This is a genomic window from Bradyrhizobium sp. Crot121 (genome assembly GCF_059512385.1).
In genome coordinates, this window is sequence record NZ_JCAMOR010000008.1 from 131076 (window position 1) to 155367 (window position 24292).

The window sequence follows — 24292 nt, forward strand, 5'->3', positions numbered from 1 at the left end:
TACCGGGACTACGGCTCCGGGAGCCGTACAATACCGTCGGTCGAAACCGCCGCCAGCGCATCTTTGATCGTCCGTCCCGCAATGACACGGTCGGGCGCGATCTCCGCCAGCGGCACCAGCACGAAGGCGCGCTCGAACAGACGAGGGTGCGGCAGCGTCAACTCCGGCCGGTCGATCCTGACATCGTCATAGGCGATCAGGTCGAGATCGAGCGTGCGCGGGCCGAAGCGGCGTTCGGGAGAGCGGTCGCGGCCGAACTTGGTCTCGACCTTCTGCAGACAGAATAATAGCGCGTGGGGATCGAGGCTGGTTTCAATCTCGATGCAGGCATTGACGAAGTCTGGCTGTTGCTCGTCGCCCCAGGGGCGCGTGGCATAATCCGCCGAGCGGGCCACCAGCGCGGCCTGCGTCATGCCGCAGATTTGGGGAATAGCCTTGTTGAACGTCGTGCGGACGTCGCCGAGATTGCCGCCCAATGCGATCAGCGCGCTAGCCATGCGCGGCTGATTGCCGCGTGCGCGTCAGCACCACGCCGACATCCTCGAAGATCGCGGCGATCGGCGCGTGCGGCTTGTGCACGGTGACCTTGACTGCGCTGATGCGAGGGAAGGTCGACAGCACCGCCTCCGCCACCGCGCCCGCGGCCCGCTCCAGGAGCTTGTAATTGGTATCCTTGAATGCCTCGGTTGCGGTCGCCACCACGTTTGAATAGGACACAGTGTCGGCAAGCTTGTCGGTGCGCGAGGATTCGGAGAGGTCCACGGAGAGTTCGAGATCGATGACGAAGCGCTGCCCGACTTCGCTCTCGTGTTCCATCACGCCGTGACGGGCATGGATGAAGATGCCGGTGATGAAGATCGTATCGGTCATTGCTGCCCCCTGATCGCTGCCGCCACCCGTAATGCCTGCACCGTTTCCGCAACGTCGTGGGCGCGGATGATCTGCGCGCCGCCTTGCGCGGCGATGAGATGCGCCGCGATCGAGCCGCCGATGCGCCGGTCGGGCTCCGACGGCGTCACGGTGCTGATGAAGCGCTTGCGCGAGGCGCCGACGAGAAGCGGCAGGCCGAACGCGGAAAGCTCTGCAAGCCGCGCCAGCACCATCATGCTCTGCTGCGGCGTCTTGCCGAAGCCGATGCCGGGATCGAGCACGATCTGGTCCGTCGAAATGCCAGTCTTGGCGGCGATGTCGAGCGAACGGGCGAAGAAGGCCGAAACATCCTTCATGATGTCGATCGAGGGATCGGCGTTGTCGCGGTTATGCATGATGATGACGGGCACATGCCGCGCCGCGACCAGGGGCGCCATGCCGGCATCGCGCTGCAGGCCCCAGACATCGTTGGCGATGAGCGCGCCGTGATCGAGCGCCCAGGCCACGACGTCCGATTTCATGCTGTCGATCGATACGGGCACGCCGAGCGCGACGACATCCGCCAGCACGGGTTTAAGCCGCCGCAACTCGTCTTCGGCCGAGACCGGCTGGGAACCATAGGGGCGGGTGGATTCGGCGCCGAGGTCGATGATATCAGCGCCATCGGCGACCATCTTGCGCGCCTGCGCCAGCGCCTGTTCGGGCGCGGCAAACCGGCCGCCGTCGGAAAAGGAATCCGGAGTGATGTTGAGCACGCCCATCACGGCCGGGTAGGGCCGGGATAGCAGCGCCGGCAGCACCGCAGTCCCGCCGGAATGGGCGTCCCTTTGCATCGCAGCAATCATGCCGGTCGATTTGCGCGTCCCGCACCGGCGAGTCAAGCCGGGAATAGCGAACAGGTTTAGTAAGTGATCTTGGGCGGCAATTTGCGTGCGCGCTCGATCAAGAGCTCGACGGATTTCTCCGAGGGCAGCACGCGGACGAGCTTACGCTTGGTGTTCACGTCCTTCATGTTCTGCGCAAGGCGCGCCGGATTGCGCAGCGCGAGTTCGCGAACAGTGGTGACGCCGGCGGCGCGGACCAACCCGACCTTTGCCTTGCCCATCCCGGGAATGCGCATGTAGTCGGAAACGTTGGCCCATTCGAGCAATTGTTGTTCGCTGATGCCGGTCTTGGCCGCGAGCGTCTTGCGTCCCTTGACGGTGCGGGCGGCCTCAAGCAGCGCGTCCGTGGTGCGAATGCCCTGAGCCTTCAATTTCGAGGCGCAATAGGCGCTCAGACCGTCGATCTCGGAAAGTGGGTATGTCATGATGTCTGGTATTGAATGACTCAACCTGAGGGTGCGTTCAAGCAAATTGGCTGAGTCCTGGTGTCCCCGCGATGATCTCGCCCATCTGATCCGCTCCGAGTTTGTCGCGCCCGAACCGGAAAAGTTCACGCGCAATCTGCTGAACCTCATTCATGCTGAGGCCGAGCGCCATCAGCCTGGTGCCGACAGCCATCAATCCGCCGCCCATCAATCGCACGAGACCTGCACTGCTGTCCGCGGCCGCGATCGCCGCTTCCGCGCCCGGAATCTGGCCGATCAGCGCTTCAACCTGGCTGGATGGCCCCTCCCGACGGAGGAAACCCAGAACGATGCCGACAGTCTTTTCGGCGACAGCGCTATCGATGCCGGCCTCGGCGGCCAGCCGTCCAACCAGTTCGTCCATCTTGCCCCGCCCTCAGCCGGCTTGCCGCCGGACCTTGCTTGGGAATTGATCTTGAGCGCCTGTGCCATGAATTACAAGCGACGAGCGCAGATGATCCCACTTTTCGTCCTCATCACAGGCGAAGTGTTGCAGTAATGCAAGAGTACGTATGCTAATCGCGCTGTTCTATCGCGTTGCGTCATCGGTTTTTTACGGCTCGCAAGCGAAAGAGAAGATGAGAATGTCGCGTCCGGGTGGCAAAAAAAGCGCTGGCGGCGCTTGACAGTTTTAATCGACGGGCAAGATGCAATATGATGGTTGCGTTCGGGGAAGATACCTTCCCGATACGCGCGAAGAGGCGATGCGATGGCGATTTCCGACAACAAGATTGCCGATACGGACGAGAAGATTTTTATCGGTAAGGGCGAACAAGCGGCGTGGTTGACGCTAGCGCTCGCCAATCGCCACGGACTTGTTACCGGTGCAACGGGAACTGGCAAGACCGTCACACTGCAGGTGATGGCGGAAGGATTTGCGCGCGCCGGCGTTCCGGTCTTTGCCGCCGATATCAAGGGAGATCTGTCCGGGATCGCTGAAGTCGGCGAGGCCAAGGACTTCGTTGTCAAACGCGCCAGCGAGATGGGGCTGAAATTCCAGCCGGACCAGTTCTCGACGGTGTTCTGGGATGTGTTCGGCGAGCAGGGGCATCCGGTGCGAGCGACCGTCACCGAGATGGGACCACTGTTGCTGTCACGAATGCTCGATCTGAACGACGTCCAGGAAGGTGTTCTCAACGTCGCGTTCCGCGTCGCCGACGAGAACGGGCTTGCACTGATCGACATGAAGGATCTGCGCGCGCTTCTGGATGCGATTGTGCCGTCTGGCGGCAAGAAATCCGCCGATGATGAGGACGATCCGCTGGAGCCGCTCCGCAAAGCGGCGCAGAGCTTCGGCAATGTCAGCAAGGCGACCGTCGGGACCATCCAGCGCCAGCTCCTGGTGCTGGAAAATCAGGGCGGCGCGAAATTCTTCGGCGAGCCGGCGTTGACGCTGAAGGATTTCATGAAGACCGACAGCGATGGCCGCGGCATCGTCAATATCCTCGCTGCCGACAAGTTGATGCAGAGCCCGCGGCTCTATGCAACCTTCCTGTTGTGGATGCTTTCAGAATTGTTCGAAGAACTGCCGGAGGCCGGCGACCTGCCGAAGCCGAAGCTGGTGTTCTTCTTCGACGAGGCGCATCTCTTGTTCAACGATGCGCCGAAAGCGCTGCTGGACAAGATCGAGCAGGTGGTGCGGCTGATCCGCTCGAAAGGCGTCGGCGTCTACTTCGTCACCCAGAATCCGATCGATGTGCCGGACAAGGTGCTCGCGCAATTGGGCAACCGCGTGCAGCACGCCTTGCGCGCCTTCACGCCGCGCGACCAGAAGGCGGTCGCCGCCGCCGCGCAGACGTTCCGGCCCAATCCGAAGCTCGATACCGCCCGCGTGATCATGGAACTCGGCAAGGGCGAGGCGCTGGTGTCCTTCCTCGAAGGAAGCGGTACGCCGTCGATGGTCGAGCGCGTGATGATCCGGCCGCCGTCAGCGCGGATCGGGCCGGTTACGCCGGAAGAGCGCAAGAAGATCATCGACGCAAGCCCATTCAAGGGCAAATACGATACCGCGATCGATTCCGAATCCGCTTACGAGATACTCCAGAAGCGGATCGAGGGCACGGCGGCGCCGGCGGACGGTTCGGAAGCCGGTGGAGGCGGTGGCATTCTCGGGCAGATCGGCGATATTGCCGCCACGATCTTTGGCACCAATGTCAGGCGCGGCAGGCTGTCGACCGGCCAGGTCATCGCGCGCAACGTCACCCGTTCGGTCACCAACAAGGTGATCGGCGGCATCGTGGCCGACGTCGGCAAATCGGTCGGCGGTCAGGTCGGCGGCTCGATCGGACGTGCACTGGTGCGCGGCGCACTCGGCGGGCTGTTGCGGCGGTAGGGTCTGGCTGCGACACCAGATTGTGACGAGGGACGGATTGCTTTGTCGCTCCGCTCCTCGCAATGACGAACGGGGACTGCTCTCCGCTCCAACCACCGTGATTGCAATCGAAGCGAAGCAATCCCTGCGTTATCACGAAATGAAAAGGATCAACGGCTTGCTGATGTCTGGAACGAGCTTGTGCTGAGATATCCGTCACTTCGGGCACCGCTCGACATCCTGTTCTTCCTCGGCTGCATCGCGCTGACCGCCGATGTGCTCGTTCCCGAGATTTTCGGACACGGCAAGACCAAGGATTATCCGTTGTGGTACTGGGCCGGGCAGCAGGTGCTGCAGGGAAAGGATCTCTATCCCGCCGATCCCCATACCTATTTTGATTTCATCTACCCGCCGCTGCCGGCGGTGCTGCTCGCAGCGCCCAGCTATTTCGGCAAGGTTGCGCTCTATCTCGCGCTCTCCCTGCTCAACATCGTCGCCTGGTGGATGACGGCGCAGTTGTCGCATGCGATGGCGGGCTCGGGCCGCAAGCCGGGCTGGCTGTTGGAGGCGTTGCCCGGCCTCGTTACGCTCACATTTGTCTTCGATATGTTCGATCTCGGCCAGCCGAACCTGATCCTGCTGGCGATGATGCTGTATGGATTCTGGCTGTTGCGGCAGAAGCGGCCGTGGTTCGCGGGAAGCATGTTTGCGCTGGCGACCGCCATCAAGGTGTTTCCGGTAGCGGTATTGCCCTATCTGATCTGGCGCAGGCATTGGACGGCGGTTGCGAGTACGCTGGTGTTTCTTATCGTGTTCCTGTTCCTGCTGCCGGCGCCGTTCCGCGGCTTCCAGCACAACGTCACGGAATTGAAGACCTGGTATCAGGGCATGGTCGGCTCGAGCTCGGAAAAAGGCTTTGGTCAGCGCGACGAGCAGAACTGGTCCTGGGTCAACCAGTCGATCATCGCGATGACGCATCGGCTGACGCGTCCGGTGAACTACAACCAGGACGATCCATTCAAGGCGAAGCCAGCGCGGTACATGAACATCGTCGATCTCGACTTCAAGACCGCGAACCTGATCGTGCTTGCGATCTCGCTCGCGCTTGGTCTTGGCTATATCGCGGTAATGCCGCCCGCATCGCGCCGGACCGAGAAATCCGATGCGGAGGAGATCGGCATCCTGTTCTGCCTGATGACGGTGGCCTCGCCGCTGGCGCGGCAATACTATTTCCTGTGGCTGTTCTTCCCGATGACGGTCCTGATGCATCGCGCCGCCTATGATCCGCGGCCGGCGGTCAGGACCGGGACATGGATCCTGCTCGGCGTTGCAGGCTGCCTGCTTTTGTTGTCGCTGCCGCTGTTTCCGATCGATGTGCAGGCCTATGGTAACAATCTCGTGGCGACCATCGTGCTCGCGGGGGGATTGGTCTGGCATATGCGGCATTCGCCTGCGGCCGATGCCGCCGACGCTTTGCCTGCGGCGGCAGGCGCGCTAAAACTCGGTGACAACAGCGCCCACAGCTAGGAAATTCAGCGATGTCCAATCCAAAGCTTCAGGCGGTCCTCGACCGCATCGACGCCGATTTCGACAACAGCCTGGAGCGGCTGTTCTCGCTGCTGCGGATCAAATCGATCTCGGCCGATCCGGCCTTCGCGGCTGACTGCAAGGCGGCGGCAGAGCACCTCGCCAAGGACATCGCCACGCTCGGCTTTGCGGCTGAGGTCAGGCCGACCGCGGGCCATCCCGCCATCGTCGCCAAGGCCAATGGCGGCACGGATGGCCGGCCGCACGTTCTGTTCTACGGCCATTACGACGTGCAGCCGGTCGATCCACTTGATCTGTGGCACCGTCCGCCGTTCGAGCCCGTGGTCACCGATCATGCCGATGGCCGCAAGATCATCGTTGCGCGCGGCGCGGAGGACGACAAGGGGCAGTTGATGACCTTCATCGAAGCCTGCCGCGCCTGGAAGCAGGTCGCGGGTTCGCTGCCGGTCGACATCACCATCCTGATCGAGGGCGAGGAGGAGGTTGGCTCGAAGAACTTCGTGCCGTTCCTGGAAGCCAACAAGTCGGAGTTCAAGGCCGATTTCGCGCTGGTCTGCGATACCGGCATGTGGGATCCGAACACGCCGGCGATCACCACGTCGTTGCGCGGCCTCGTCTATGACGAGGTCAAGATCAAGGCCGCCAACCGCGACTTGCATTCCGGCGTGTTCGGCGGCGGGGCGCAGAATCCGATCCGCGTGCTGACCCGCATTCTCGGCGGCTTGTTCGACGACAATGGTCGCATCACCATTCCCGGCTTTTACGACGGGGTGAAGGACCTGCCGGCGGATGTACTGGAGCAGTGGAAGAAGCTCAACCTGACGCCCGAGACTTTCCTGAAGCCGATTGGGCTCTCCGTGCCGGCCGGCGAGAAGGATCGTCTTCTGATTGAGCAGATTTCCTCGCGCCCGACCTGCGACATCAATGGCATCGTGGGCGGCTATATCGGCGAAGGCTCGAAGACGGTGATCCCGTCGCTCGCCTCGGCCAAGGTTTCGTTCCGCCTGGTCGAAGGGCAGGATCCTGCCAAGATCCGAAAGGCGTTCCGCGATTACGTGACGGCGCGGATCCCGGACGATTGTTCGGTTGAGTTCGGCGACCATTCCAGCGCGCCCGCTATTGCGCTCGACTGGAACATGAAGCCGCTCGCCGCCGCCAAGCGCGCATTGACGGAAGAATGGGGCAAGGAAGCGGTTCTCATGGGTTCCGGCGCATCGATCCCGATCGTCGCCGATTTCAAGCGCACGCTCGGCCTCGATTCGCTTCTGGTCGGCTTCGGGCTCGACGACGACAACATCCATTCGCCGAACGAGAAGTACGACCTCAAGAGCTTCCACAAGGGCATCCGCTCCTGGGCCCGGATTTTGGCCGCGCTCGCGGAGGCGCCGAGATAGCGGCGTTGTCGTCACGCGCGGGCTTGGCCCGCGCATCCATCGAAACAGAGTCTTCGCGAGGTTGATGGATTGCCGGGGCAAGCCCGGCAATGACAGCGTCCACAAAGCGAAAACGCCGCCCGGAATTGGGCGGCGTTTTTATTCGGTCGTGCAGAGGTTGTTGAACTCAACCTTACACCAAAATCCCGAAAATTCAATTCCTGTAGCTCGGGTCGATGCGGTCGAGCTTGCGCAAGAGCGGCGGCCAGACCAGCGTTGTCGAGCGCAGTTCGGCGCGGTCGGGATTGGAGAGCAGCGCGGTGTTCTTGTCGATCACGGACTGCTCGACCGGGTAGACGGTCGGGCCCAGCATGCGGGTGCGCACCTGCATAGTGCAGGCCCGCTCCAGATGGTACATGCGCTCGAAGGCGGAGGCGACGGAGCGGCCGACCGTCAGCGTGCCGTGATTGCGCAACAGCATATGGTTCTTGCTGCCGAGATCGCGCTGCAGCCGCGGGCGCTCGTCATGATCGAGCGCGATGCCCTCATAGTCGTGATAGGCGAGATCGTGGGTGACGAGCTGGGCGGTCTGGTTCAGCGGCAGCAGCCCTTCCGGATCGCTCGAGACGGCGGTGCCGTCAGGCGTGTGCAGATGAAGCACGCAGCCGGCGTCCTCGCGCACCTCGTGGATGGCGGAATGGATGGTGAAGCCGGCGGGGTTGATGTTGTAGTCGGTCTTCGACAGCAGATTGCCGCCCAGATCGACCTTGACCAGGCTGGAGGCCGTGATCTCCTCGAACATCAGGCCATACGGATTGATCAGGAAATGATGCTCCGGCCCCGGCACGCGCGCGGAGATGTGGGTGTCGACCAGATCGTCCCAGCCATACAGCGCCACGAGGCGGTAGCAGGCGGCGAGGTTGACGCGCTGTTGCCACTCGGCATCCGTCATATCCGAGGACACTTCCTTCAGGCGAGCTTCCGCTGGCGACATGACCGGCTTCTCCCATGTGTTGATTTGTCAATGGGAAGCGTAGCCTTGCCGCCGGCCGGCAGCAAGGCAGGTTCGGCGTGACTGATATGCCCTTGTGCGCGGGCCCTACGGCGCAGGAATCGCGAGCAGGCTCGAAATGCTTCGGCCGCGGATATCGTAGACGCGGGCGAATACGACATCATCGCGCTTGATCTCGACCAGCACGGGCGCGGTCAGGCCCTTGCAGTAGAACTCGCCGAGGGTCATGGCGAAATCGGCGGATTGGCTGTCCCAGCCGATGGTGAAGTCCGGGCCGAGCGCAACCTGCGCCGGGCGTTGCGGGCCGCAGACGGCGACCTTCCATTTGCCGTTAAGCGGCGGAATTTCCTGTCGCTCGATCAACTGCTCGCGCAGGCCATCGGAGGCCTGCTTCAGGGCTAGACCCCAGTAGTCCAGCATGAACAGGTCGTCGGCACCGCGGACCGTGCCGGCGATATGGTTGAAGTGGGTATATTGGTAAGGATGGAGCCGGATCATCTCGCTGAGCGGCAGCAGCAGGCCGAAGGTGAAGACGGCGAGCGCCACCGGCTGCCAGCTCCGACGCTTTTCGCCGAGCCAGTCCATGGTGCGGGCGAAGGCAAAGCCCGCCAGCACCGCCATCGGCGGGATCACGAAGATGAAATGGCGGATGCCGTTATAGAGCGCCGGCCGCTTCACCATTGCGATGACCAGTGGCAGCGTTGCCGCCAGCGTCAGCATCAAGAGGATGGTCTTGCGCCGCGCGGTAACGTCGGCGCGCGACAGCGACATCAGGCTCATGACAACAGCTGCGACCAGGAGGCCCAGCAGCACCTCGGGAAGCTGCAGCGCGAACAGCGTCGGCAGATAGGACCATGGCATATCCGGCACCGAGACCAGCGCGCCGTCGAACATCTCCTTCCAGGGTTTCTCGAAGAAGTGCGAGAAATAGGTCACGGCCTCGAGCGGGTGGCCCGGTTCCATGATCGACCACGGCCAGATCAGGCCCATCACCAGATAGCCGAAGATCAACCCGGGCAGCAGCACGTAGACCACATGGCCGAAGCGATGCGCCGCCTCGCGCGGGCCTTGCTTGCGAACTTCTTCAAGCAACAGCGGCACGAAACCCACCGCGGCGTAGATCAATGCCAGACCGCCGAGAACCCGGCAGCCGAGCGAAAGCCCGGCGCCAAACCCGACGATCAGGATGGTGCGCGGCGAGGGCGCCGGATACTCCTCGGCAAGACGCACAAGGCCCATCAGCAGGATCATCATCGCCACCGCGAATGGCGCATCCTTCGGGTTCATGAACATGTGGCCGTAGAAGGTCGGGCACAGCGCGAGCAACAGGAGCGCGGCAAGGCCGGCCAGGGGACCGCCCACGCGGCGGCCGAGCCGCCAGGTGACCGCGAGCCCGATCACGCCGACGACGGCGCCGAGCAGCCGGCGGGTTTCGAACAGTTCGAGCGGGATGACCTTGTGGAGCAGCGCCGCCGCCATGTCGAAACCGCCGCCATACATGTACAGATTGGCGAATGACAGCGCGCCGGTGTCCTTGAAGCCGGAACCATACATGCGCAGCAGGAGGTCGGCGTATTCGGCGTGGGTGTAATCGTCCCAACCCAGCCCGTAATCACGGAACGTGAGGCCCGCGATCAGCGCGACCGCGCTCAGCACGATGATCGCAAGATCATCGCAAGTCTTTTCCACCGAGCGCCGCGTGGGCGTTTCGATGGCAGAAGTCGTAATGGATGACATGGCTATTGGTGACCCGGCGTCCCTCGGCCCTGGTGGCGCTTTAGGGCCTCATTCCCCGGCATCCATATAGCGCAGTTCCACTAACGAGTAATTGGGAATTGTGGCGTAATTTACTGATGCGTCGCAGCAATTTGGCATCAATTCGTAGCCGGTAAATCTACGGGGGGCGCGTTGCCGGCCGACTGTCCTGAGAGGCGAACAGAGCGGTAATCCTGTTCAAGATCCGGATAGGAACCGTCTCCGGAATTGTTGGTTGGCGATGCACATAATATGACGGTATCGTGGAATAGGGGGCCGGCGCGTAGATTTAGCGCGGTTTTCGGGGGTGAGTTTGATGATGGTCGGGATGTTGGTCGCGGGTTTTGGCCTGCTTTTGGCGGGCCTGCTGGCGATCGGCTATGGCATTCAATACAAGGAATTCAGCGTCGGCAGCACGCTGATTCTCTCCGGTGTGTTCGGGTTCTGCACCGGCCTGATCATGTTCGGCCTCTGGCTCAATGTCCGGGAGCTGCGGAATCTCGCCCGGCGCCTGGGCACGGGGGTGCCTGAAGAGGCGTTCGGCGAAGAGCCGCACCACGAATTCCCGCTGCCACCCGTTGCGCCGCGTGCTGCGGCTGCGCCCGAGGGGGGCTTCCCGTTCAGGCGCGGTCAACCAGCGGCAGACGGTTCTGGGGACGGTGAGCCGGAGGGACCCGCGGCGGCCGGTGCGACCCCGCCGCCCTGGTATCACGAGGCTGCCGCGCGCGATCGTGCCCGCAACGAGTTGCCGCCCGTCGCTCCGCCAGGTGCGGAACCGTCGGAGGTTGGCCCGGCAGGTCCCAAGCGGCGCAACCTGATGTTCTCCTCCACGCGCAAGGAGCGTGAACGGGCCCAGCCACGCACAGGCGAGCCTTTGACGCCCGACATGCTCTCGCCGGAGCCGCGTTCGAATCCACTGGCGCCGGCCGCCGAATCGGGCGAGTCGCAGCAGGTGAACTTCGATGACAACTGGCCGAGACCGGAGCGGCAACGACCGTCCGACCTTCCGCCGCGCCGCGCGCCCCGCATGCCCTCGACCCCAGGCGAGAGCTCCAGCGCGCCGTTGGCCGACCGTCGTCCGCCGCAGCCGCAGGAGCAGCCGCCGGTGACGGTGCTGAAATCGGGCGTCGTCGACGGCATGGCCTATTCGCTCTATTCCGACGGTTCGATCGAGGCGCAGATGCCGGAAGGCATGATGCGCTTCGCCTCCATCGACGAGCTGCGGTCGCATCTCGAGCAGCGTTCGTCATAGATCGGGAAATACTTGCAATCGCGCGTCTTGAAAAATAAAGCCGCGTCGTTCTTGCTAGATTCCCGGTAATCCGCTCATATTTGGCAAGTAATGCGGGGCTCCGCTGATGTATTGGCGTAGCCCGATATTGTCTGCGGTCCTGCCCCTTTGCCAACGTCCAAGCCTCAAGAGAAGGTTGCGCGATGACCGATGCCACCGGCAAAAGCCCTGTCGAACTGACCGCCAACATCGTATCGGCCTATCTCAGCAACAATCCGACCCAGGCCTCGGAGATTCCCAACCTGATCAGCCAGGTGCATGCCGCGCTGATGCGGGTTGCCAGTGGACGGACCGAGGCGCCGCTCGAGCCGGCCAAGCCCGCGGTGTCCGTGAAGAAATCGGTTACATCAGAATATTTGGTCTGCCTGGAAGACGGCAAGCGATTCAAGTCGCTGAAGCGTCACCTGCGCACGCAGTACAACATGACGCCGGAACAATACCGGGAGAAATGGGGACTGCCGGCCGACTATCCGATGGTCGCGCCGAACTACGCGGTGGCGCGCTCACAACTTGCCAAGAAGATGGGTCTCGGTCAGCAGCAGCGGAAGCGGAAGTAACGTTCCGATTCGCGTGAAGAAAGCCTGTCAAAAATGAAGGGTTAGGAAGCGGCGGTCGCGAGCGTCTCGCGTGCGTCCGAGCGGATACGCTCGATCATCGAGCGAAATCCGTTGGAGCGCTGCGGCGTCAGGTGATCGCGGAACCCGAACTCATCGAAGATCGCGGCCGCATCCGTCGCCAGGATTTCCTTGGGCGTGCGGTCCGAATACAGCGTGAGCAGGATCGCGATCAGGCCGCGCACGATATGCGCATCGCTGTCACCGAGATAATGCAGCCGCGGCTCGCCGTTGGCGGCGTGATCGATCTTCCTGGAGAGCCAGACCTGGCTCGCGCAACCCTGCACCTTGTTGGCCGCCGAATGCTCTTCTTCCGGCATCGGCGCAAGGGTGCGGCCGAGTTCGATGACGTACCGGTACCGGTCGTCCCACTCGTCGAGCAGCGAGAAATTCTCCCTGATTTCGTCGATCGTCATCGTCACCCGCGTCCCATCACTCCAACCGTTATATAGGGTCGCGGGCGGCCGAATGCGATGAAAATGCAGCCGGTTCCGGCTTATTTTGCGGTCACGGCGCGGGCGGCGGCCGCCATTCGATGGCCTGGTCGTCGGCCGTCAGGGTGTCACGGGACGCAACCAGGGAGACCTCGGCATCCTCAGGCGAGCCGATCGAGCCGGTGTGGTCCGGCGACTTCTTGTCGATGATGATCTGATAGATTTTCCTTGCACCGTCGGTGGCGCGCTGACCGATCACGGTCGCAGCCTGGCCGCCGACCTCGCAAGCCGCAGGCTGGCGCTTGCAGAACTGGCCCATGTCGCTGACAGCAGCGGTCGCCGCCTGCACGGCTTCGGCGGCGCCGATCTGCGGCAGCTTTTCCGATTCAGGTGTTTTGTCCCTTGGCAGCAGCACGAGCACGAGCCCGAGCCAGAATGCCATGCGCAGCAGGAAAAACATCTCGCGACCCCGTCATCTTCGTTTGCGGTTGATCCGCAATTCGCACGTGACTAGCAGCGGTCAATAAAACGCAAGTGTTTGCCTTGAAGTTAAATCGTCGAAAATTCGCGGAAAATGCGTGCCGAAATGCGCGGGCGCGTTGATTCGCTGTAAATTTTCGATTGATGCCGGCGAGCAGCACGAGCCCGGTCTATCCACCATTTCGAAACCATAAGGTTATCGATCGCGGAAACCTTGCGTTCACCATCCGCGCCAAATGCGCCCGCTGTGATGTGCAAAAGCCGTGCGAATGCACGGAGTCTGGCGGCTGGGCGCTGTGCCTTAGCGTTCGCTTAAGTTCACTCTGACACGGTGAGTCCAAGATGAAGGGGGCGTTCCGACTCGTCTTTGACGCAGGATCGGAAAGCGCGAAAGCCGTGAGTGTTTTGAGTATTATCCGCGATTGTCTCGATGCCCTGCTGCATCCGTCGGCGAGATATGATGCGTTGACGCGGGCGCGGCATCGCGCCTTCATGGCGCCGCGTCTGCTCGGCAGCCTGGCGGCGTTCGCTGCGTTTCCGGTCTATCTCGCGCTGCGCGGCGCGCCGACCGCGATCGAGGTTGCCGCTTTCGCGTGGCTGATCGCCCCGATCCTGTTGTCCTGGTTCCTGTCGCGCACCGGCCGCTATGAAGGCGCGCATGTGCTGTCGTCGCTGGCGCTTGCCGGCTTCGTCATGATTGTGGCGGCGGCCACCGGCGGGATCGCATCCTTTGCCGCGGTCTGGCTCATCGTCGTTCCGATCGAGGCGGCGCTGTCGGCCTCGCGCCGCGTGGTGGCGTTCGCTTTTGCGCTTGCGATGTCATGTGCGGCGGCCTTGATCGTGCTCGGCCATTTCCACCTGCTGCCGCCGTCAAATCTGAGCGCGCCGTTGCAGGGCGCCTTGATCGGGTTCGGTGTCGTTTCAGCGACGCTCTATGCCGCGGGTCTTGCTTTCGGCGCCGAGTCGCTCGCGCGTACCAGCGTGGCGCTGCTCTATCGCGAGGAAGAACGCTACCGTCTCCTGGCGCACAACATGTGCGACGTGCTGTCGCGCCACAGCCGTAACGGCGCGGTGCAATTCATCTCGCCGGCGGCGGAAGCGATGCTCGGCGTGGCGGCGCCGCGGCTGATGGGGCACGGCCTGTTCGATCGCGTCCATGTCGCCGATCGTCCGGCCTATCTCACTGCGTTGTCGGATGCAGCACGGGGCGGCGAGGGACGCAGCGTCGAATTCCGCCTGCGGCGGGAGGCGCCGCGCGGTTTGATGCAGTCGGCGGATTTCATCTGGGTCGAGATGCGCTGCCGCCCGCTCGATCAGGCCGCCGGCGAGGGCGAAGTCGTTGCCGTGATTCGCGACGTCACCGATCGCAAGATGCAGCAGGAGGCGCTGGAGCAGGCGCGCAACGCTGCCGAGCAGGCGGACGCGTCGAAGACGCGGTTCCTCGCCACCATGAGCCACGAATTGCGCACGCCGCTGAATGCCATCATCGGCTTCTCCGACATGATCGCCCAGGAAGACGTGCTGATGCTCGATGCGGCGCGCCGCAAGGAATATGCGCAGCTCATCCGTGATTCCGGCCAGCATTTGTTGTCGGTGGTGAACGGCATCCTCGACATGTCCAAGATGGAAACGGGCACCTTCGAGATTGCGCCCGAGCCTTTCGCGCCGCGCCCGGCGCTGCTCAACTGCTGCAACCTGCTGGCGCTGAAGGCGCGGGAGAACGGCGTCGATCTGATCACCCGCGCGCCGGAGGATCTGCCCATGATGAACGGAGATCCGCGCGCCTTCAAGCAGATCACGCTCAATCTCGTATCCAACGCCATCAAGTTCACCGAGCGCGGTGGCAGCGTCACGGTGTCGGCTGCGGTCGAGGGATCGCGGCTGATGCTCCGCATCACCGATACCGGCGTCGGCATCGATGCTGACGATCTCAAACGGATCGGCAATCCCTTCTTCCAGGCCGGCAAGACCTATCAGCGCCGCCATGAGGGTACGGGACTTGGGCTGTCGATCGTGAAGGGCCTGGTCGGCTTGCACCAGGGCGAGATGAGTGTAGAGAGCAAGCTTGGCGAAGGCACCACCGTGACGGTGACGCTGCCGCTCTCGTTTGCGCCGCCGCCAGTGCAGGAGCCTTCCGGCAAGATCGCGACGCTGAAGCCCGCGTTGCGATCGGGATTACAAGAACAAGCCCAGCAGGTGAAGAAGAGTGCCTAGAAAAGTCGCCGACGATGACGAGATGCCGCGCCGCCGCCGTCGTGGCGCGCAGGCGGTTGCGATCGAAGCCGAGGAAGAGCGCGGCCTCGTGGTGCGCGTGCTGCTGCACAGTCCGAAGGACACGGTCGCCGCCGTGCTCGCGGCCGGCGCCGTCATTGCCATCGTCACCAACGCGCTGTTCCTGCAGGCCGGCCGTCATCCATCGCCGATGTTCGGTTCGGTCGTGACGCTGCCGCCGCCGGCGCCCGCCGTCACCAGCCCGCTGCCGCGTTCGCGGCCTGTCGAGGCAGCTGCGCGTCCGGTTGAATCTCAGCCGGTGGAAGCAAAACCCGCCGAGCCTGCGAAGCCTGCCGAACCAAGGGCGGAACCGCGGGCCTCCGACTCCAAGGCTTCTGTTTCCAAGACTTCCGATTCCAAGACTCCCGATCCCAAGACTTCCGACCCGATGACCAATCTCGTGCTGAAGTCGACTTCAGCCCCGCCGGCTCCGGCAAATGTCATCCGGCCGCCTGCGCCGATCCCCTCGCGCGGCGAGACCACCCAGAGTGCGACATCGAAGCGTATCGCAGCGGTGCAGCGGGCGCTCACCGAATATGGCTACGGCCAGCTCAAGCCGACCGGCACCATCGGTTCCGACACCCAGGCCGCAATCGCCAAATTCGAGCGCGACCGCAAGCTGCCGGTGACCGGCCAGATGTCGGACCGAGTCGTGCGCGAACTCTCGGCAATGATCGGACACCCGGTCGAGTAGGCCTGCGCAACGGCTCGATGCCTCGCGGATCGCCCCCGGACCCTCTACTCCGCTGAACCGATCAGCAAGGTTGTTCAGCGCTCGCGGAAAGCCCGGACAATCTGGTCGGACAGCGGCTTGATGAAATAGGACAGCACGCTGCGATCATGGGTCTTGGCAAAGATTTCGGTCGGCATTCCCGGCAGAAGTCTCGCGTCTCCCAATCGCGCCAGCTCCTCGGGCGTGATCGCCACCCGTGCGGTGTAGAAACTCTGGCCGGTGCGCTGGTCCGATGTCACGTCTGCCGAGATGCGGCTGATCGTGCCCTGGATTTCCGGCGTGGTGCGCTGGTTGAAAGCGGAGAACCGCAGGTTCGCCGCCTGTCCGACATGGAGCTGATCGATATCTCCAGGCGAGATCTTGGCGTCCACGGTCAGAAGATCGGCCTCCGGCACGATCAGCATGACCGGCTCGGCCGGGCTGACCACGCCGCCGACCGTGTGGACACTGAGCTGGTGCACGATCCCGTTCTGAGGGGCGCGGATGTCGACCCGCTTGAGCTGATCCTCCGCTGCGACCTTGCGTTCGATGAATTCTCCGATCTTGCCGTCGATCTCGCGCAGCTCCTTGGCGACCTCGCTGCTGAGGTCCTGATCGATCTGGATGATCTGCAATTCGATTTCGGTGACTTTGCCGCGCACCTGCGCCGTCGCGGCCATCGACTGCGCCAGTTCGCCCTTGAGGCGCGCGGCTTCGCGCTCGAGAACCGTCAGCCGGCTCATCTGGATCAGGTTCTTCTCCCAGAGTGTCCGTACGCCCGTAAGCTCGCGCTGGATCAGCTCGATCTCCTCCGCCTTGGCCTCCTGCAGGGCGGCGTAGCCACGGATTTCATCTTCGAGCTGCGCGATGCGCTGGCGAAGCTGCGACTTCTGCCCCCGGCGCGCTGTGGCTCTCAGCTCCAACAATCGGCGTTCGCTATCGAGCGCCGTGACGAACTCCGGCGAGGGGCGATCGAGCAGCTCGGGCGGGACCACGACCCGGTCGGCGCCATCGCGCTCGCTGCTGAGGCGGGCCTTGCGGGCGCGCATCTCATCCAAGCCTTTGGCGTAGATGGCAAGGCCGGCCCGCAGCGCGGTCTCATCGAGTCGCACCAGGGTATCTCCGGCGCGAACATGATCGCCTTCGCGGACCAGCAATTCTCCAACGATGCCGCCGGTCAGATGTTGGACTTTCTTCACATTGGAATCGACGACAACCGATCCGGATGCAGTAACTGCGCCTGACAATTCCGTGGTGGCGGCCCAGCCGCCGATGCCGCCGGTCAGCACGAGCGCGATAACCATTCCGCCGATCAGATGGTGGCGCAGGCTGCGGTCTTCGCCGCGAAATGTGCTCTCGGTCATGTCGATGTCGCGGTTTGAGGAACGACCTTGAATGGCCCTGCGGGGGGTGGTTCTCGTCGGGTCAGCATCGACAACACTTCGTCCTTGGGGCCAAAGGTTTGCTGCCTGCCGTTGGCCATCGTCATTACGAAGTCGACGGCGGCGAGCGCGCTCGATCGGTGCGCGACGATCACGACGATGCCGCCCCGAGCCCGAACCGCCAGGATCGCGCGGGTCAACGCCTCTTCGCCTTCGGCGTCCAGGTTCGAGTTGGGTTCATCCAGCACGACCAGGAAGGGATCCGCATACAGCGCGCGGGCGAGTGCGACGCGCTGCCTTTGGCCGGCGGAGAGGCGCGCGCCCTGTTCGCCGATCTGGGTGTTGTATCCCTCCGGCAAGCCGACGATGAGCTGATGGATGCCGGCTGCGTTTGCGGCCGCGAGCACCATTTCCATCGGCGGGTTCGGGACAAATCTCGCGATGTTCTCGGCGATGGTGCCTTCGAACAGCTCGACGTCCTGCGGCAGATATCCGATGTGATTTCCGAGCGTCTCGGAGGACCATTGCTCCAGCGCCGCGCCGTCCAGTCGGACGACACCGCGCGACGGCCGCCATGCGCCGACAAGCGCTCGGACCAACGAGGATTTTCCCGATCCGCTGGCGCCAATGATCCCGACCGCGCTGCCCGCCTTGAGGACGAAATTGACGTCGGTGGCCAGCAGCTTTTCGGATTCCGGAGCGGTGACGGAGAGTTTTTCCGCAAGCAGCGTGCGGCTCGGCGCGGGCAGGGGCACCTGCGCCGCGGGCGCGGGGATGGCTGCCAGCAGTTTCGCCAGCCGCCGCCAGCTCTGGCGCGCCGCAACGAAACTCCTCCAGTTGGCGATCGCGAGGTCGACGGGCGCGAGCGCGCGGCCTGTCAGGATCGAGCTGGCAATGATGATTCCGCCGGATGCCTCCTGGTGGATGACGAGGTAGGCGCCCACCGCAAGGACGGCTGATTGCAGCATCATGCGCAGCATGCGTCCGACGACGCCGAAACCGCCCGAGATGTCGCCGGCGATTTTCTGCTGCCGGCGATAGGCATCGCCGAGCTCGCGCCAGCGCGCGAGCAAACGCGCGGACATCCCCATCGCAGCCAAGACTTCCGCATTGCGCCGGCTCGCCTCAGCGAGCCGGTTACGCGCGGCGGCATGGATTGACGCCCTTTGCACCGAGCGGCGGGACAAGCGATCGGTGAGCAGCGTCAGGATCACCAGCACGAGCGCGCCGCCGAGCACGGTGCTGCCGATCAACGGGTGGAACGCAAAGCAGATCACGAGATAGATCGGCAGCCATGGCAAATCGAACAGCGCCGGCAGGCCAGCCCCTGATAGCACCGACCTGATGGTGTCGAGGTCCCGGACCGGCTGCAGCCCGTCGCCGCCGCCGCGGGTGCGGAGCGGCAGACGTATCACCAGATCATAGACGCGGTCGCTGACACGCCAGTCGATCTGGTTTCCGATCCGAAGCAGCATGCGTCCACGCGTCAGCTCCAGGATACCCTGGAAGACGAACAGCATGGCTGCAATGACGCTGAGACCGACAAGCGTGGGCACGCTGCGGCTCGGCAGCACGCGATCATAGACTTCCAGCATGAACAGCGAGCCGGTCAGGCTCAGCAGGTTGATTAGTCCGCTGAACATCGCGATTGCGATCAGCGCGGCGCGGCAGGATGCTAGCGCTATATGCAATTCCGATTCCGCGGCAGGACGGTTTGCTTGCGCGATTGGCATCACGGGGAATTGCTCCGCAGATTGCAGGTGAGGGGCGCGGTTTGAAAGCATGGATGCGGAGGCGGGGAAGAACCCGCGCCTCCGCAAGTCCAAGGGCAAGTCCACGGCTTGGTGACGGACGGGGAATGGCCCGTCCGTCATGATCGCCATCAGACCAGATACTGGTGGATCAGTTGTAGCTGACCACCCTCGACCTGTTCGCCGCCGACGTTGAAGTGGGCCTGGGTATCGATCAGGTAGACGTTCTCACCGGCGTTGCCGAGGATGTGCGAGACGTCGATAACGCCGGACGATTCCTCGTCCTGGGTGAGGAAGTTCGCGCCGCCCGAAGTGAAGCGGCTCGGATCGTGCTCGGCGAGCTGCGTCAGCTTGTCGGTTGCTGGATCGTACTGCCAGACCTTGCCGAGATGCGCATTGTTGCCGACGTCCTCGCAGAGAACAATCTTGCCGTTGGCATCGACGGTCATGTTATCGAACATCTGCTGCCCTTCGGTGCCGTTGAGCAGCAGCTTGATGGTGCCGCCCGCGGCCGGGTTGCTGGCATCGTTGAAGTCCAATGCCCACAGCCGGCTCGGAGCATTGAAGGCGTCCGTCGTCACGAAGTAGAAGCGGTTCGGATTGAGCGTGTCCCAGGCGCCGTCTTCCGGACGAAGGAAGCTGGTGACGCCGGCGGCCTCGCTTGCCGCATCGATCTGAGCGCCGGTCATGCCGCTGACGTCGCCGAGATCGATCATCGAGAAGGTCGACTTCTCGTCCGTCCCGAGCGGGGAGGCGGTGTTCGGCTCGTTGTTGTTCAACGCGCCTTCCAACTCGCTGACGTGAATGCCGAAGAAATGGCCGCCGGTCAGGCCGGCCTTCTCGACGGCGTTACCGGTCGCCTTCTTGTCGCCGACGTAGAAGTAGACCTGGCCGTTCTGGCCATCGTCGAGCGCCGCGACCACAGTCTTGTCACCGGTATGCGCATTGGCGACTACGTTCTCGAAGGACATGTTGCCGAGCCAGGCGAGCTCATAGCTATTGCCGCCCTGCGCACCGCCCACGATATGGGCGAATGCCCGCCCTTCGACGCCTGACTCTTCACCGTTGAGATAGAGCCTGCCGTTGAAGCCGAGGCCGGTTTCCGCGTTGTAGAACGCGCCCTGATCGGCAAGATCGGCCGAGCACAAGCGGTTGAGCGACACCGGGCTGTTGCCGGCGTTGTGATCGACATAGCTCTTGGTCGTCGCGTCGTAGAGCCAGACATCGTGGATGAGGTCCTTGCCCGACACCGCCTGCAGCGTGGTCTTGTCGAACACCCATTCCGAGATGAACGCGCCGGTGCCGCCATGAGCGCGCGCAACGCCCAGGTTTGCGCCGATCTCGTGGTTCATCAGCACGGTGAAGGTCCCATCGCCATTGTCGAATGCGCCAAGGCCGTCGGGAATACCGGCCATCTTATAGCCACCGACACTGTCGCCCGTCGTCAGCAATGATTGGGTGTAGACATAGGAATCGCTGCTGAGGAGGTAGGGCGTCTGCGAGCTTGACGGACCCTTGACCTCATCTGCGATGATAAATTGTTCGGCATGAAGGTTCGCGATCCGCGTATCCTCGATGACGAGCTTGTCGCCATTGCCGAAGCTGATCTGAACGTCGTGGCCGACCTGTCGGGCTGAGTCGATCAGCGCCCGAAAGGAGGCGACATGGAAGTCGCGGATATCGATGCGGTCGCCGAGATCGAGATGCTCGATCGTGTCGGCGCCCATGCCCTTGCGGAACAGGAATTTGTCGTCGCCGTCACCGCCGCTGAGTTCGTCTTTGCCGGCGCCGCCAAGCAGCAGATCCCGTCCGGGGCCGCCGAACAGGCGGTCATTACCTTCGCCGCCAATCAGGGCATCGTTGCCCTTTCCACCGAACAGCGTGTCGTTGCCTTTGCCTCCGTCGATCAGATCGTCGCCCCGAAGGCCGAAGATGATGTCATTGCGGTCCGACCCGAAAAGATCGTCGTCGCTTTTCGTTCCGAACAGCTTCTTCCCGCCGTGGTGATGCGCGTGATGGTGTTGATGACGTCCTGACATTGCTTTCCCCTGGAAAATGGATCGTAGCCCGGTCCGTTAACCAATCGGTCATGACGGTCGCGCGACATCGGGATGAAGTTGCAATCGCTAGAGGCGGAAGCTCGCCCATCTGCGGCAAATGATGTCGATTTTCTCGGGAAATTCGGCTTGTTTTAGTTGCGTGACAAAGAGTCGCGGTGTGTTGGTGCCTTGTGGAAAAATTGGCAAATCGGGCGGCTCTTGCGAGGCCACGGGCTCGCCCGGTTCGGTTGAGCGCCTCGCACAAAACGAGCGGAGAGGCACTGGCGCTGATCTCGCGACCGGCTTATCGTTGTGCAATGCGATTGAAATCAAGCATTTGGGTGTCCGCATATCTGCGGCGCTGCCAGAAGGAAGGCGTGTTCGGTGCGGTGCGCCGGCGCGGCGCGGAGGAGGCGGGGGCGGTGTTCGTCAAGGTGGCGCTGCTCGACGGCAACGCCATGCTTTACACGCCTGCGCCGCAGACAGCCTATGAAGACAGCCGGCCGTTCGACCGCATCTTCGTGCCGATGACGAAGGAGCCGGTACCGGAATCATCGGTGGAGCAACGGCTCGCCAAGGAAATCCGGTTCGATCCCGATGTCTGGGTCGTCGAGACCGAGGACAAGGCCGGACGGCACTTTCTCGACCTGGCGAAGGGTTAGAGCGTTTTCGAGCGAAGTGGAGACCGGTTCGCGTGAAGAAAACGCGTCAAAACAAGAATCTGGAGCTTCGGTTCTGATTCAATCAGAACCGAAATGCTCTAGCGTCCGGAGCTCTGCGAGCGGATCGCGGGCGCATCGCCCGGCTGACCCGCCGGGCGCCTATCGGCAGATGTGGAGCGCGCGCGATGGCGCTCGTCGTCGTAGAGCGAGGGGCGATATTTGGCGCGCGCGACCGCCATGGTCGAGCCGCGCCATGCAGCGAGCATGATGAGCGCCGTGCGCTCGCTCAGCCGATCGTACATTCGCGACAAGCGGAATACGTAGTGCACCGATGAACCCAACGCCGGATTGAGGAACATCAGCACCCGCTGGAACGCCGGGCTCGGCATGTTCAGCGCTCTCGCCGCGCAGGCCAGCGGCTCGCCGCCGGGATCATTCACCACCTGCTCGGCGATGCGCGACGGCAGGATCAGGGCTTCGCCGACCTCGCGCGCGAAATTCTCGATGTCTTCGGCGAAGGCCGCCATTTCCAGGATTTCGATGGCGCGCGCGGCGCGCGCTGCAGGAATCCGGGCTGATGCCTTCAGCGGCGTCTGCACGATGTTCTGCAGGATCTGGACCCGTTCGCTGGCCGTCGCTGCGAAGAACATGTCGGTGATCTCTGCGGCATCGTTGGGCCGCATTGCGAGGCTCGCTGCCATCCGAAGCTGCGCTTCGGTCGGGGGTTGGACCGGCAATGGTGGAGACGGCGGCCCAGCGATTTCAGCGGCGACCGGCAACGGCTGGTCCGGATCGGTGCGCCGCAGGCTAAGCTTGCCGAGAAGCTCCTCCGGCGTCGCCGGATAGACCGAGAGCCGCGCCCGCACCGCCGCGCGCGTCGCATCGTCCACCTGGTCGATCAGGCGCGAGGCAAGTTCGACGAACTGCCGCTCTTCATCAGCCGAATGAGCCTTGGCCTGCACATAGAGGTCGGTGAGCACGCGCAGCAGCGTCGGACGGATGTCGACGCCCTCGCGACGAGAGAGGGTCATCAGCCCGTCGAGGCCTGGAATGACTGGAGCTGCGCTCATGGGAAGGCGTACGCGACTTTCGAGAATGCGCAAAACGTTCTGACGCCAGCCTATGTCGGCGGCTTTAAGAGCCGGTTAAGGAAAACGAGCCGTGAAGGCATCCGTTAAAATGTGAACTATCTGACGGAAGCGATCTGGCGAATAAGGCACACTCGCCACATCGGTAATCGACCGGCGGCTCCGATTAAGAGGTCGTTAACCACGTGCGGTTCTTAATCCGGACGTCGCCTCGCAAATCATCGCCGCGCGGCAGGCAGAGAGAACAGAAATGGGCACCATCATTGAGTTTCCGGCGGATGCGGCTTCGCGGCGGCCGGGCGCAGTCATGGGTGGCGCTGCGAGCGATGGCATGGGGACTGTTCTGATCCTTCCCGTTATCCGGATTGAGCGCGTAACCGAGCAGAGCGACGGTGGACGCGGGCCGGCAGAAGGTGCAGCGCCTCGTCGCCGTCGTCGGCGGCGCACCTGACGATTGGACGTTTGAGATGTGGAAGGGGGGTCTTCCGAGCCGGAGCACGGGACGCCGTCGCGCACGCCCGGTAGTGGCGCTGCTGCTGATCGGCACGGCGCTCGGCGGCTGCAGCGGCGGTGATTTCGGTCGCACCCGCGCCGACTTCCGCAACGACGACATGCACCGCTGGCTCGGCGCGGAAGCGACCGGCAGCATCGGCATGAGGCCCTCGCAGTTCCAGCTTACCGAGAACGAGCGCCAGCTCCGCGATCTCGCCTATCCCCTGATCGAGCCGCCGCATTCGCGGCCGGCCTGGAAGAGCGTGTTCGGCGACTATCAGCCGCTGCCATCGCCATGGCGACAGAAGGTGGTGTTCGACCGCACCGCTTACGGGCGGGCGCTGATCGATGAGCCCCACCGCGCGCACACTTCCCGCTACATGCAGCTGATCGACGACGTGCGCGACGACATCACACGTTTCGACCCTTTCTTTGCGACGGCGTGGCGCGTCATCGAGCTCGACCGTAAGCGCAATGCCAGCCTCGGCATGGTGTCGGACCTGTCGCCGCGGGAGCGGGCTGATGCGATCGCGCGGATGGAGGAGAACACGCTGATCGTGCAGTGGGTCCAGCAATGCCTGGAGCGGCGGATCTCGTCCTATCGCTGGGCGCTGGAGCGGTTGGTGATCCAGGCGCCCGACAACGTCGCGGCCGATGCCGACCGCCTGATCGGCGAGCTTGCCGTGCTGACCGCCAATCCGCCAGTCGCCGCACAGCCGCCGGTGATCGGGCACGCAAGGGTCGTGAAGGGCTAACGACCGCGCCACCGCGCACAGACCTCATCCTGGGGAGCGGGCGTAAGCCCGCGTCTCGAAGGATGGGCCACGGGCCTCATGGTTCGAGACGGCGCTGCGCGCCT

The 24292-nt window shown here is 63.4% G+C and carries 23 protein-coding genes and 1 pseudogene; 10 read left to right on the top strand and 14 right to left on the bottom strand.

Annotated features, from left to right (window positions below; all coding sequences use genetic code 11):
- Positions 1-8: 8 nt before the first annotated feature.
- From folK to AC5ZGW_RS10690, 5 genes are all read right to left on the bottom strand, one after another.
- Positions 9-497, bottom strand: a complete 489-nt coding sequence (gene folK, locus AC5ZGW_RS10670; RefSeq protein ID WP_028166174.1) for a 2-amino-4-hydroxy-6-hydroxymethyldihydropteridine diphosphokinase — start codon at positions 495-497, stop codon at positions 9-11.
- A complete protein-coding gene (folB, locus tag AC5ZGW_RS10675; RefSeq protein ID WP_130227235.1) occupies positions 490-870 on the bottom strand; it encodes a dihydroneopterin aldolase in 381 nt (126 codons plus the stop codon). The genes folK and folB overlap by 8 nt, the downstream gene beginning before the upstream one ends.
- Complete coding sequence (gene folP, locus AC5ZGW_RS10680; protein WP_245474811.1) at positions 867-1703, bottom strand: dihydropteroate synthase; 837 nt, start codon at positions 1701-1703, stop codon at positions 867-869. The genes folB and folP overlap by 4 nt, the downstream gene beginning before the upstream one ends.
- A 68-nt stretch (positions 1704-1771) precedes the next feature.
- On the bottom strand, positions 1772-2179 hold the full coding sequence (locus AC5ZGW_RS10685; RefSeq protein ID WP_130227233.1) for a DUF4332 domain-containing protein: 408 nt from the start codon (positions 2177-2179) through the stop codon (positions 1772-1774).
- 37 nt (positions 2180-2216) lie between these two features.
- On the bottom strand, positions 2217-2582 hold the full coding sequence (locus tag AC5ZGW_RS10690; RefSeq protein WP_130227232.1) for a DUF2267 domain-containing protein: 366 nt from the start codon (positions 2580-2582) through the stop codon (positions 2217-2219).
- A gap of 345 nt (positions 2583-2927) precedes the next feature.
- Here AC5ZGW_RS10690 and AC5ZGW_RS10695 point away from each other — a divergent pair, with 345 nt between their 5' ends.
- From AC5ZGW_RS10695 to AC5ZGW_RS10705, 3 genes are all read left to right on the top strand, one after another.
- Complete coding sequence (locus tag AC5ZGW_RS10695; protein WP_130227231.1) at positions 2928-4550, top strand: helicase HerA-like domain-containing protein; 1623 nt, start codon at positions 2928-2930, stop codon at positions 4548-4550.
- A 180-nt stretch (positions 4551-4730) separates the two neighbouring features.
- The gene (locus tag AC5ZGW_RS10700; RefSeq protein WP_245474810.1) at positions 4731-6056 is read left to right on the top strand and encodes a glycosyltransferase family 87 protein; all 1326 of its coding nucleotides are present in this window, start codon (positions 4731-4733) and stop codon (positions 6054-6056) included.
- 11 nt (positions 6057-6067) lie between these two features.
- Positions 6068-7471: a M20/M25/M40 family metallo-hydrolase gene (locus AC5ZGW_RS10705; RefSeq protein WP_130227230.1), complete on the top strand. Its 1404-nt coding sequence runs from the start codon at positions 6068-6070 to the stop codon at positions 7469-7471.
- A gap of 193 nt (positions 7472-7664) precedes the next feature.
- Here the strand turns inward: AC5ZGW_RS10705 and AC5ZGW_RS10710 are convergent, their stop codons facing one another.
- Positions 7665-8444 (bottom strand): class II aldolase/adducin family protein, encoded by a 780-nt coding sequence (locus tag AC5ZGW_RS10710; protein ID WP_130227229.1) that lies wholly within the window; start codon positions 8442-8444, stop codon positions 7665-7667.
- Between the two features lie 105 nt (positions 8445-8549).
- Complete coding sequence (locus AC5ZGW_RS10715) at positions 8550-10199, bottom strand: glycosyltransferase family 39 protein (RefSeq protein ID WP_130227228.1); 1650 nt, start codon at positions 10197-10199, stop codon at positions 8550-8552.
- Between the two features lie 334 nt (positions 10200-10533).
- On the opposite strand from AC5ZGW_RS10715, the gene AC5ZGW_RS10720 reads away from it, so the two are divergent.
- Positions 10534-11469 carry a DUF308 domain-containing protein gene (locus AC5ZGW_RS10720; RefSeq protein ID WP_130227243.1) on the top strand — a complete coding sequence of 312 codons (936 nt, stop codon included), beginning with the start codon at positions 10534-10536 and terminating at the stop codon, positions 11467-11469.
- Between the two features lie 182 nt (positions 11470-11651).
- Complete coding sequence (locus tag AC5ZGW_RS10725; RefSeq protein WP_028166163.1) at positions 11652-12065, top strand: Ros/MucR family transcriptional regulator; 414 nt, start codon at positions 11652-11654, stop codon at positions 12063-12065.
- Positions 12066-12106: 41 nt separating this feature from the next.
- On the opposite strand, the gene AC5ZGW_RS10730 is transcribed toward AC5ZGW_RS10725, so the two are convergent.
- Positions 12107-12538, bottom strand: a complete 432-nt coding sequence (locus tag AC5ZGW_RS10730; protein ID WP_130227227.1) for a SufE family protein — start codon at positions 12536-12538, stop codon at positions 12107-12109.
- A 91-nt stretch (positions 12539-12629) separates the two neighbouring features.
- Positions 12630-13016 (bottom strand): DUF5330 domain-containing protein, encoded by a 387-nt coding sequence (locus AC5ZGW_RS10735; protein ID WP_130227226.1) that lies wholly within the window; start codon positions 13014-13016, stop codon positions 12630-12632.
- 416 nt (positions 13017-13432) lie between these two features.
- Here AC5ZGW_RS10735 and AC5ZGW_RS10740 point away from each other — a divergent pair, with 416 nt between their 5' ends.
- On the top strand, positions 13433-15250 hold the full coding sequence (locus AC5ZGW_RS10740) for a sensor histidine kinase (protein WP_165435310.1): 1818 nt from the start codon (positions 13433-13435) through the stop codon (positions 15248-15250).
- The gene (locus tag AC5ZGW_RS10745; protein WP_165435309.1) at positions 15243-16001 is read left to right on the top strand and encodes a peptidoglycan-binding domain-containing protein; all 759 of its coding nucleotides are present in this window, start codon (positions 15243-15245) and stop codon (positions 15999-16001) included. Before AC5ZGW_RS10740 ends, AC5ZGW_RS10745 begins: the two co-directional genes overlap by 8 nt.
- A 74-nt stretch (positions 16002-16075) precedes the next feature.
- On the opposite strand, the gene AC5ZGW_RS10750 is transcribed toward AC5ZGW_RS10745, so the two are convergent.
- The 4 genes and pseudogenes from AC5ZGW_RS10750 to AC5ZGW_RS10765 all read right to left on the bottom strand — a co-directional run.
- Positions 16076-17383, bottom strand: a complete 1308-nt coding sequence (locus AC5ZGW_RS10750) for an HlyD family type I secretion periplasmic adaptor subunit (RefSeq protein WP_130227224.1) — start codon at positions 17381-17383, stop codon at positions 16076-16078.
- On the bottom strand, positions 17380-19134 hold the full coding sequence (locus AC5ZGW_RS10755; protein ID WP_130227223.1) for a type I secretion system permease/ATPase: 1755 nt from the start codon (positions 19132-19134) through the stop codon (positions 17380-17382). The genes AC5ZGW_RS10750 and AC5ZGW_RS10755 overlap by 4 nt, the downstream gene beginning before the upstream one ends.
- Before the next feature lie 149 nt (positions 19135-19283).
- Positions 19284-20879: a phytase gene (locus AC5ZGW_RS10760; RefSeq protein WP_245474813.1), complete on the bottom strand. Its 1596-nt coding sequence runs from the start codon at positions 20877-20879 to the stop codon at positions 19284-19286.
- A 69-nt stretch (positions 20880-20948) separates the two neighbouring features.
- A pseudogene (locus AC5ZGW_RS10765) lies at positions 20949-21191 on the bottom strand (calcium-binding protein); the annotation flags it as partial.
- 317 nt (positions 21192-21508) lie between these two features.
- On the opposite strand from AC5ZGW_RS10765, the gene AC5ZGW_RS10770 reads away from it, so the two are divergent.
- Positions 21509-21853, top strand: coding sequence for a DUF1491 family protein (locus AC5ZGW_RS10770; protein WP_130227221.1), 345 nt, complete (start codon positions 21509-21511; stop codon positions 21851-21853).
- Positions 21854-21951: 98 nt separating this feature from the next.
- Here AC5ZGW_RS10770 and AC5ZGW_RS10775 read toward each other — a convergent pair whose 3' ends face one another.
- On the bottom strand, positions 21952-22884 hold the full coding sequence (locus AC5ZGW_RS10775) for a DUF2336 domain-containing protein (protein ID WP_130227220.1): 933 nt from the start codon (positions 22882-22884) through the stop codon (positions 21952-21954).
- 307 nt (positions 22885-23191) lie between these two features.
- On the opposite strand from AC5ZGW_RS10775, the gene AC5ZGW_RS10780 reads away from it, so the two are divergent.
- A complete protein-coding gene (locus AC5ZGW_RS10780; RefSeq protein WP_084799927.1) occupies positions 23192-23392 on the top strand; it encodes a hypothetical protein in 201 nt (66 codons plus the stop codon).
- Positions 23393-23408: 16 nt separating this feature from the next.
- Complete coding sequence (locus tag AC5ZGW_RS10785; protein ID WP_130227219.1) at positions 23409-24188, top strand: hypothetical protein; 780 nt, start codon at positions 23409-23411, stop codon at positions 24186-24188.
- The last annotated feature ends 104 nt before the right edge of the window (positions 24189-24292 follow it).

Coding starts and splice junctions, on each gene's coding strand:
- AC5ZGW_RS10695 (WP_130227231.1), top strand. CDS start 2,928: ATGGCGATTTCCGACAACAAGATTGCCGATACGGACGAGAAGATTTTT.
- folB (WP_130227235.1), bottom strand. CDS start 870: ATGACCGATACGATCTTCATCACCGGCATCTTCATCCATGCCCGTCAC.
- AC5ZGW_RS10725 (WP_028166163.1), top strand. CDS start 11,652: ATGACCGATGCCACCGGCAAAAGCCCTGTCGAACTGACCGCCAACATC.
- AC5ZGW_RS10780 (WP_084799927.1), top strand. CDS start 23,192: ATGGGCACCATCATTGAGTTTCCGGCGGATGCGGCTTCGCGGCGGCCG.
- AC5ZGW_RS10760 (WP_245474813.1), bottom strand. CDS start 20,879: ATGGGCGCCGACACGATCGAGCATCTCGATCTCGGCGACCGCATCGAT.
- AC5ZGW_RS10720 (WP_130227243.1), top strand. CDS start 10,534: ATGATGGTCGGGATGTTGGTCGCGGGTTTTGGCCTGCTTTTGGCGGGC.
- AC5ZGW_RS10685 (WP_130227233.1), bottom strand. CDS start 2,179: ATGACATACCCACTTTCCGAGATCGACGGTCTGAGCGCCTATTGCGCC.
- AC5ZGW_RS10755 (WP_130227223.1), bottom strand. CDS start 19,134: ATGCCAATCGCGCAAGCAAACCGTCCTGCCGCGGAATCGGAATTGCAT.
- AC5ZGW_RS10785 (WP_130227219.1), top strand. CDS start 23,409: ATGTGGAAGGGGGGTCTTCCGAGCCGGAGCACGGGACGCCGTCGCGCA.
- AC5ZGW_RS10710 (WP_130227229.1), bottom strand. CDS start 8,444: ATGTCGCCAGCGGAAGCTCGCCTGAAGGAAGTGTCCTCGGATATGACG.
- AC5ZGW_RS10735 (WP_130227226.1), bottom strand. CDS start 13,016: ATGTTTTTCCTGCTGCGCATGGCATTCTGGCTCGGGCTCGTGCTCGTG.
- AC5ZGW_RS10770 (WP_130227221.1), top strand. CDS start 21,509: ATGCGATTGAAATCAAGCATTTGGGTGTCCGCATATCTGCGGCGCTGC.
- folK (WP_028166174.1), bottom strand. CDS start 497: ATGGCTAGCGCGCTGATCGCATTGGGCGGCAATCTCGGCGACGTCCGC.
- AC5ZGW_RS10775 (WP_130227220.1), bottom strand. CDS start 22,884: ATGACCCTCTCTCGTCGCGAGGGCGTCGACATCCGTCCGACGCTGCTG.
- AC5ZGW_RS10750 (WP_130227224.1), bottom strand. CDS start 17,383: ATGACCGAGAGCACATTTCGCGGCGAAGACCGCAGCCTGCGCCACCAT.
- folP (WP_245474811.1), bottom strand. CDS start 1,703: ATGCAAAGGGACGCCCATTCCGGCGGGACTGCGGTGCTGCCGGCGCTG.
- AC5ZGW_RS10705 (WP_130227230.1), top strand. CDS start 6,068: ATGTCCAATCCAAAGCTTCAGGCGGTCCTCGACCGCATCGACGCCGAT.
- AC5ZGW_RS10690 (WP_130227232.1), bottom strand. CDS start 2,582: ATGGACGAACTGGTTGGACGGCTGGCCGCCGAGGCCGGCATCGATAGC.
- AC5ZGW_RS10715 (WP_130227228.1), bottom strand. CDS start 10,199: ATGTCATCCATTACGACTTCTGCCATCGAAACGCCCACGCGGCGCTCG.
- AC5ZGW_RS10730 (WP_130227227.1), bottom strand. CDS start 12,538: ATGACGATCGACGAAATCAGGGAGAATTTCTCGCTGCTCGACGAGTGG.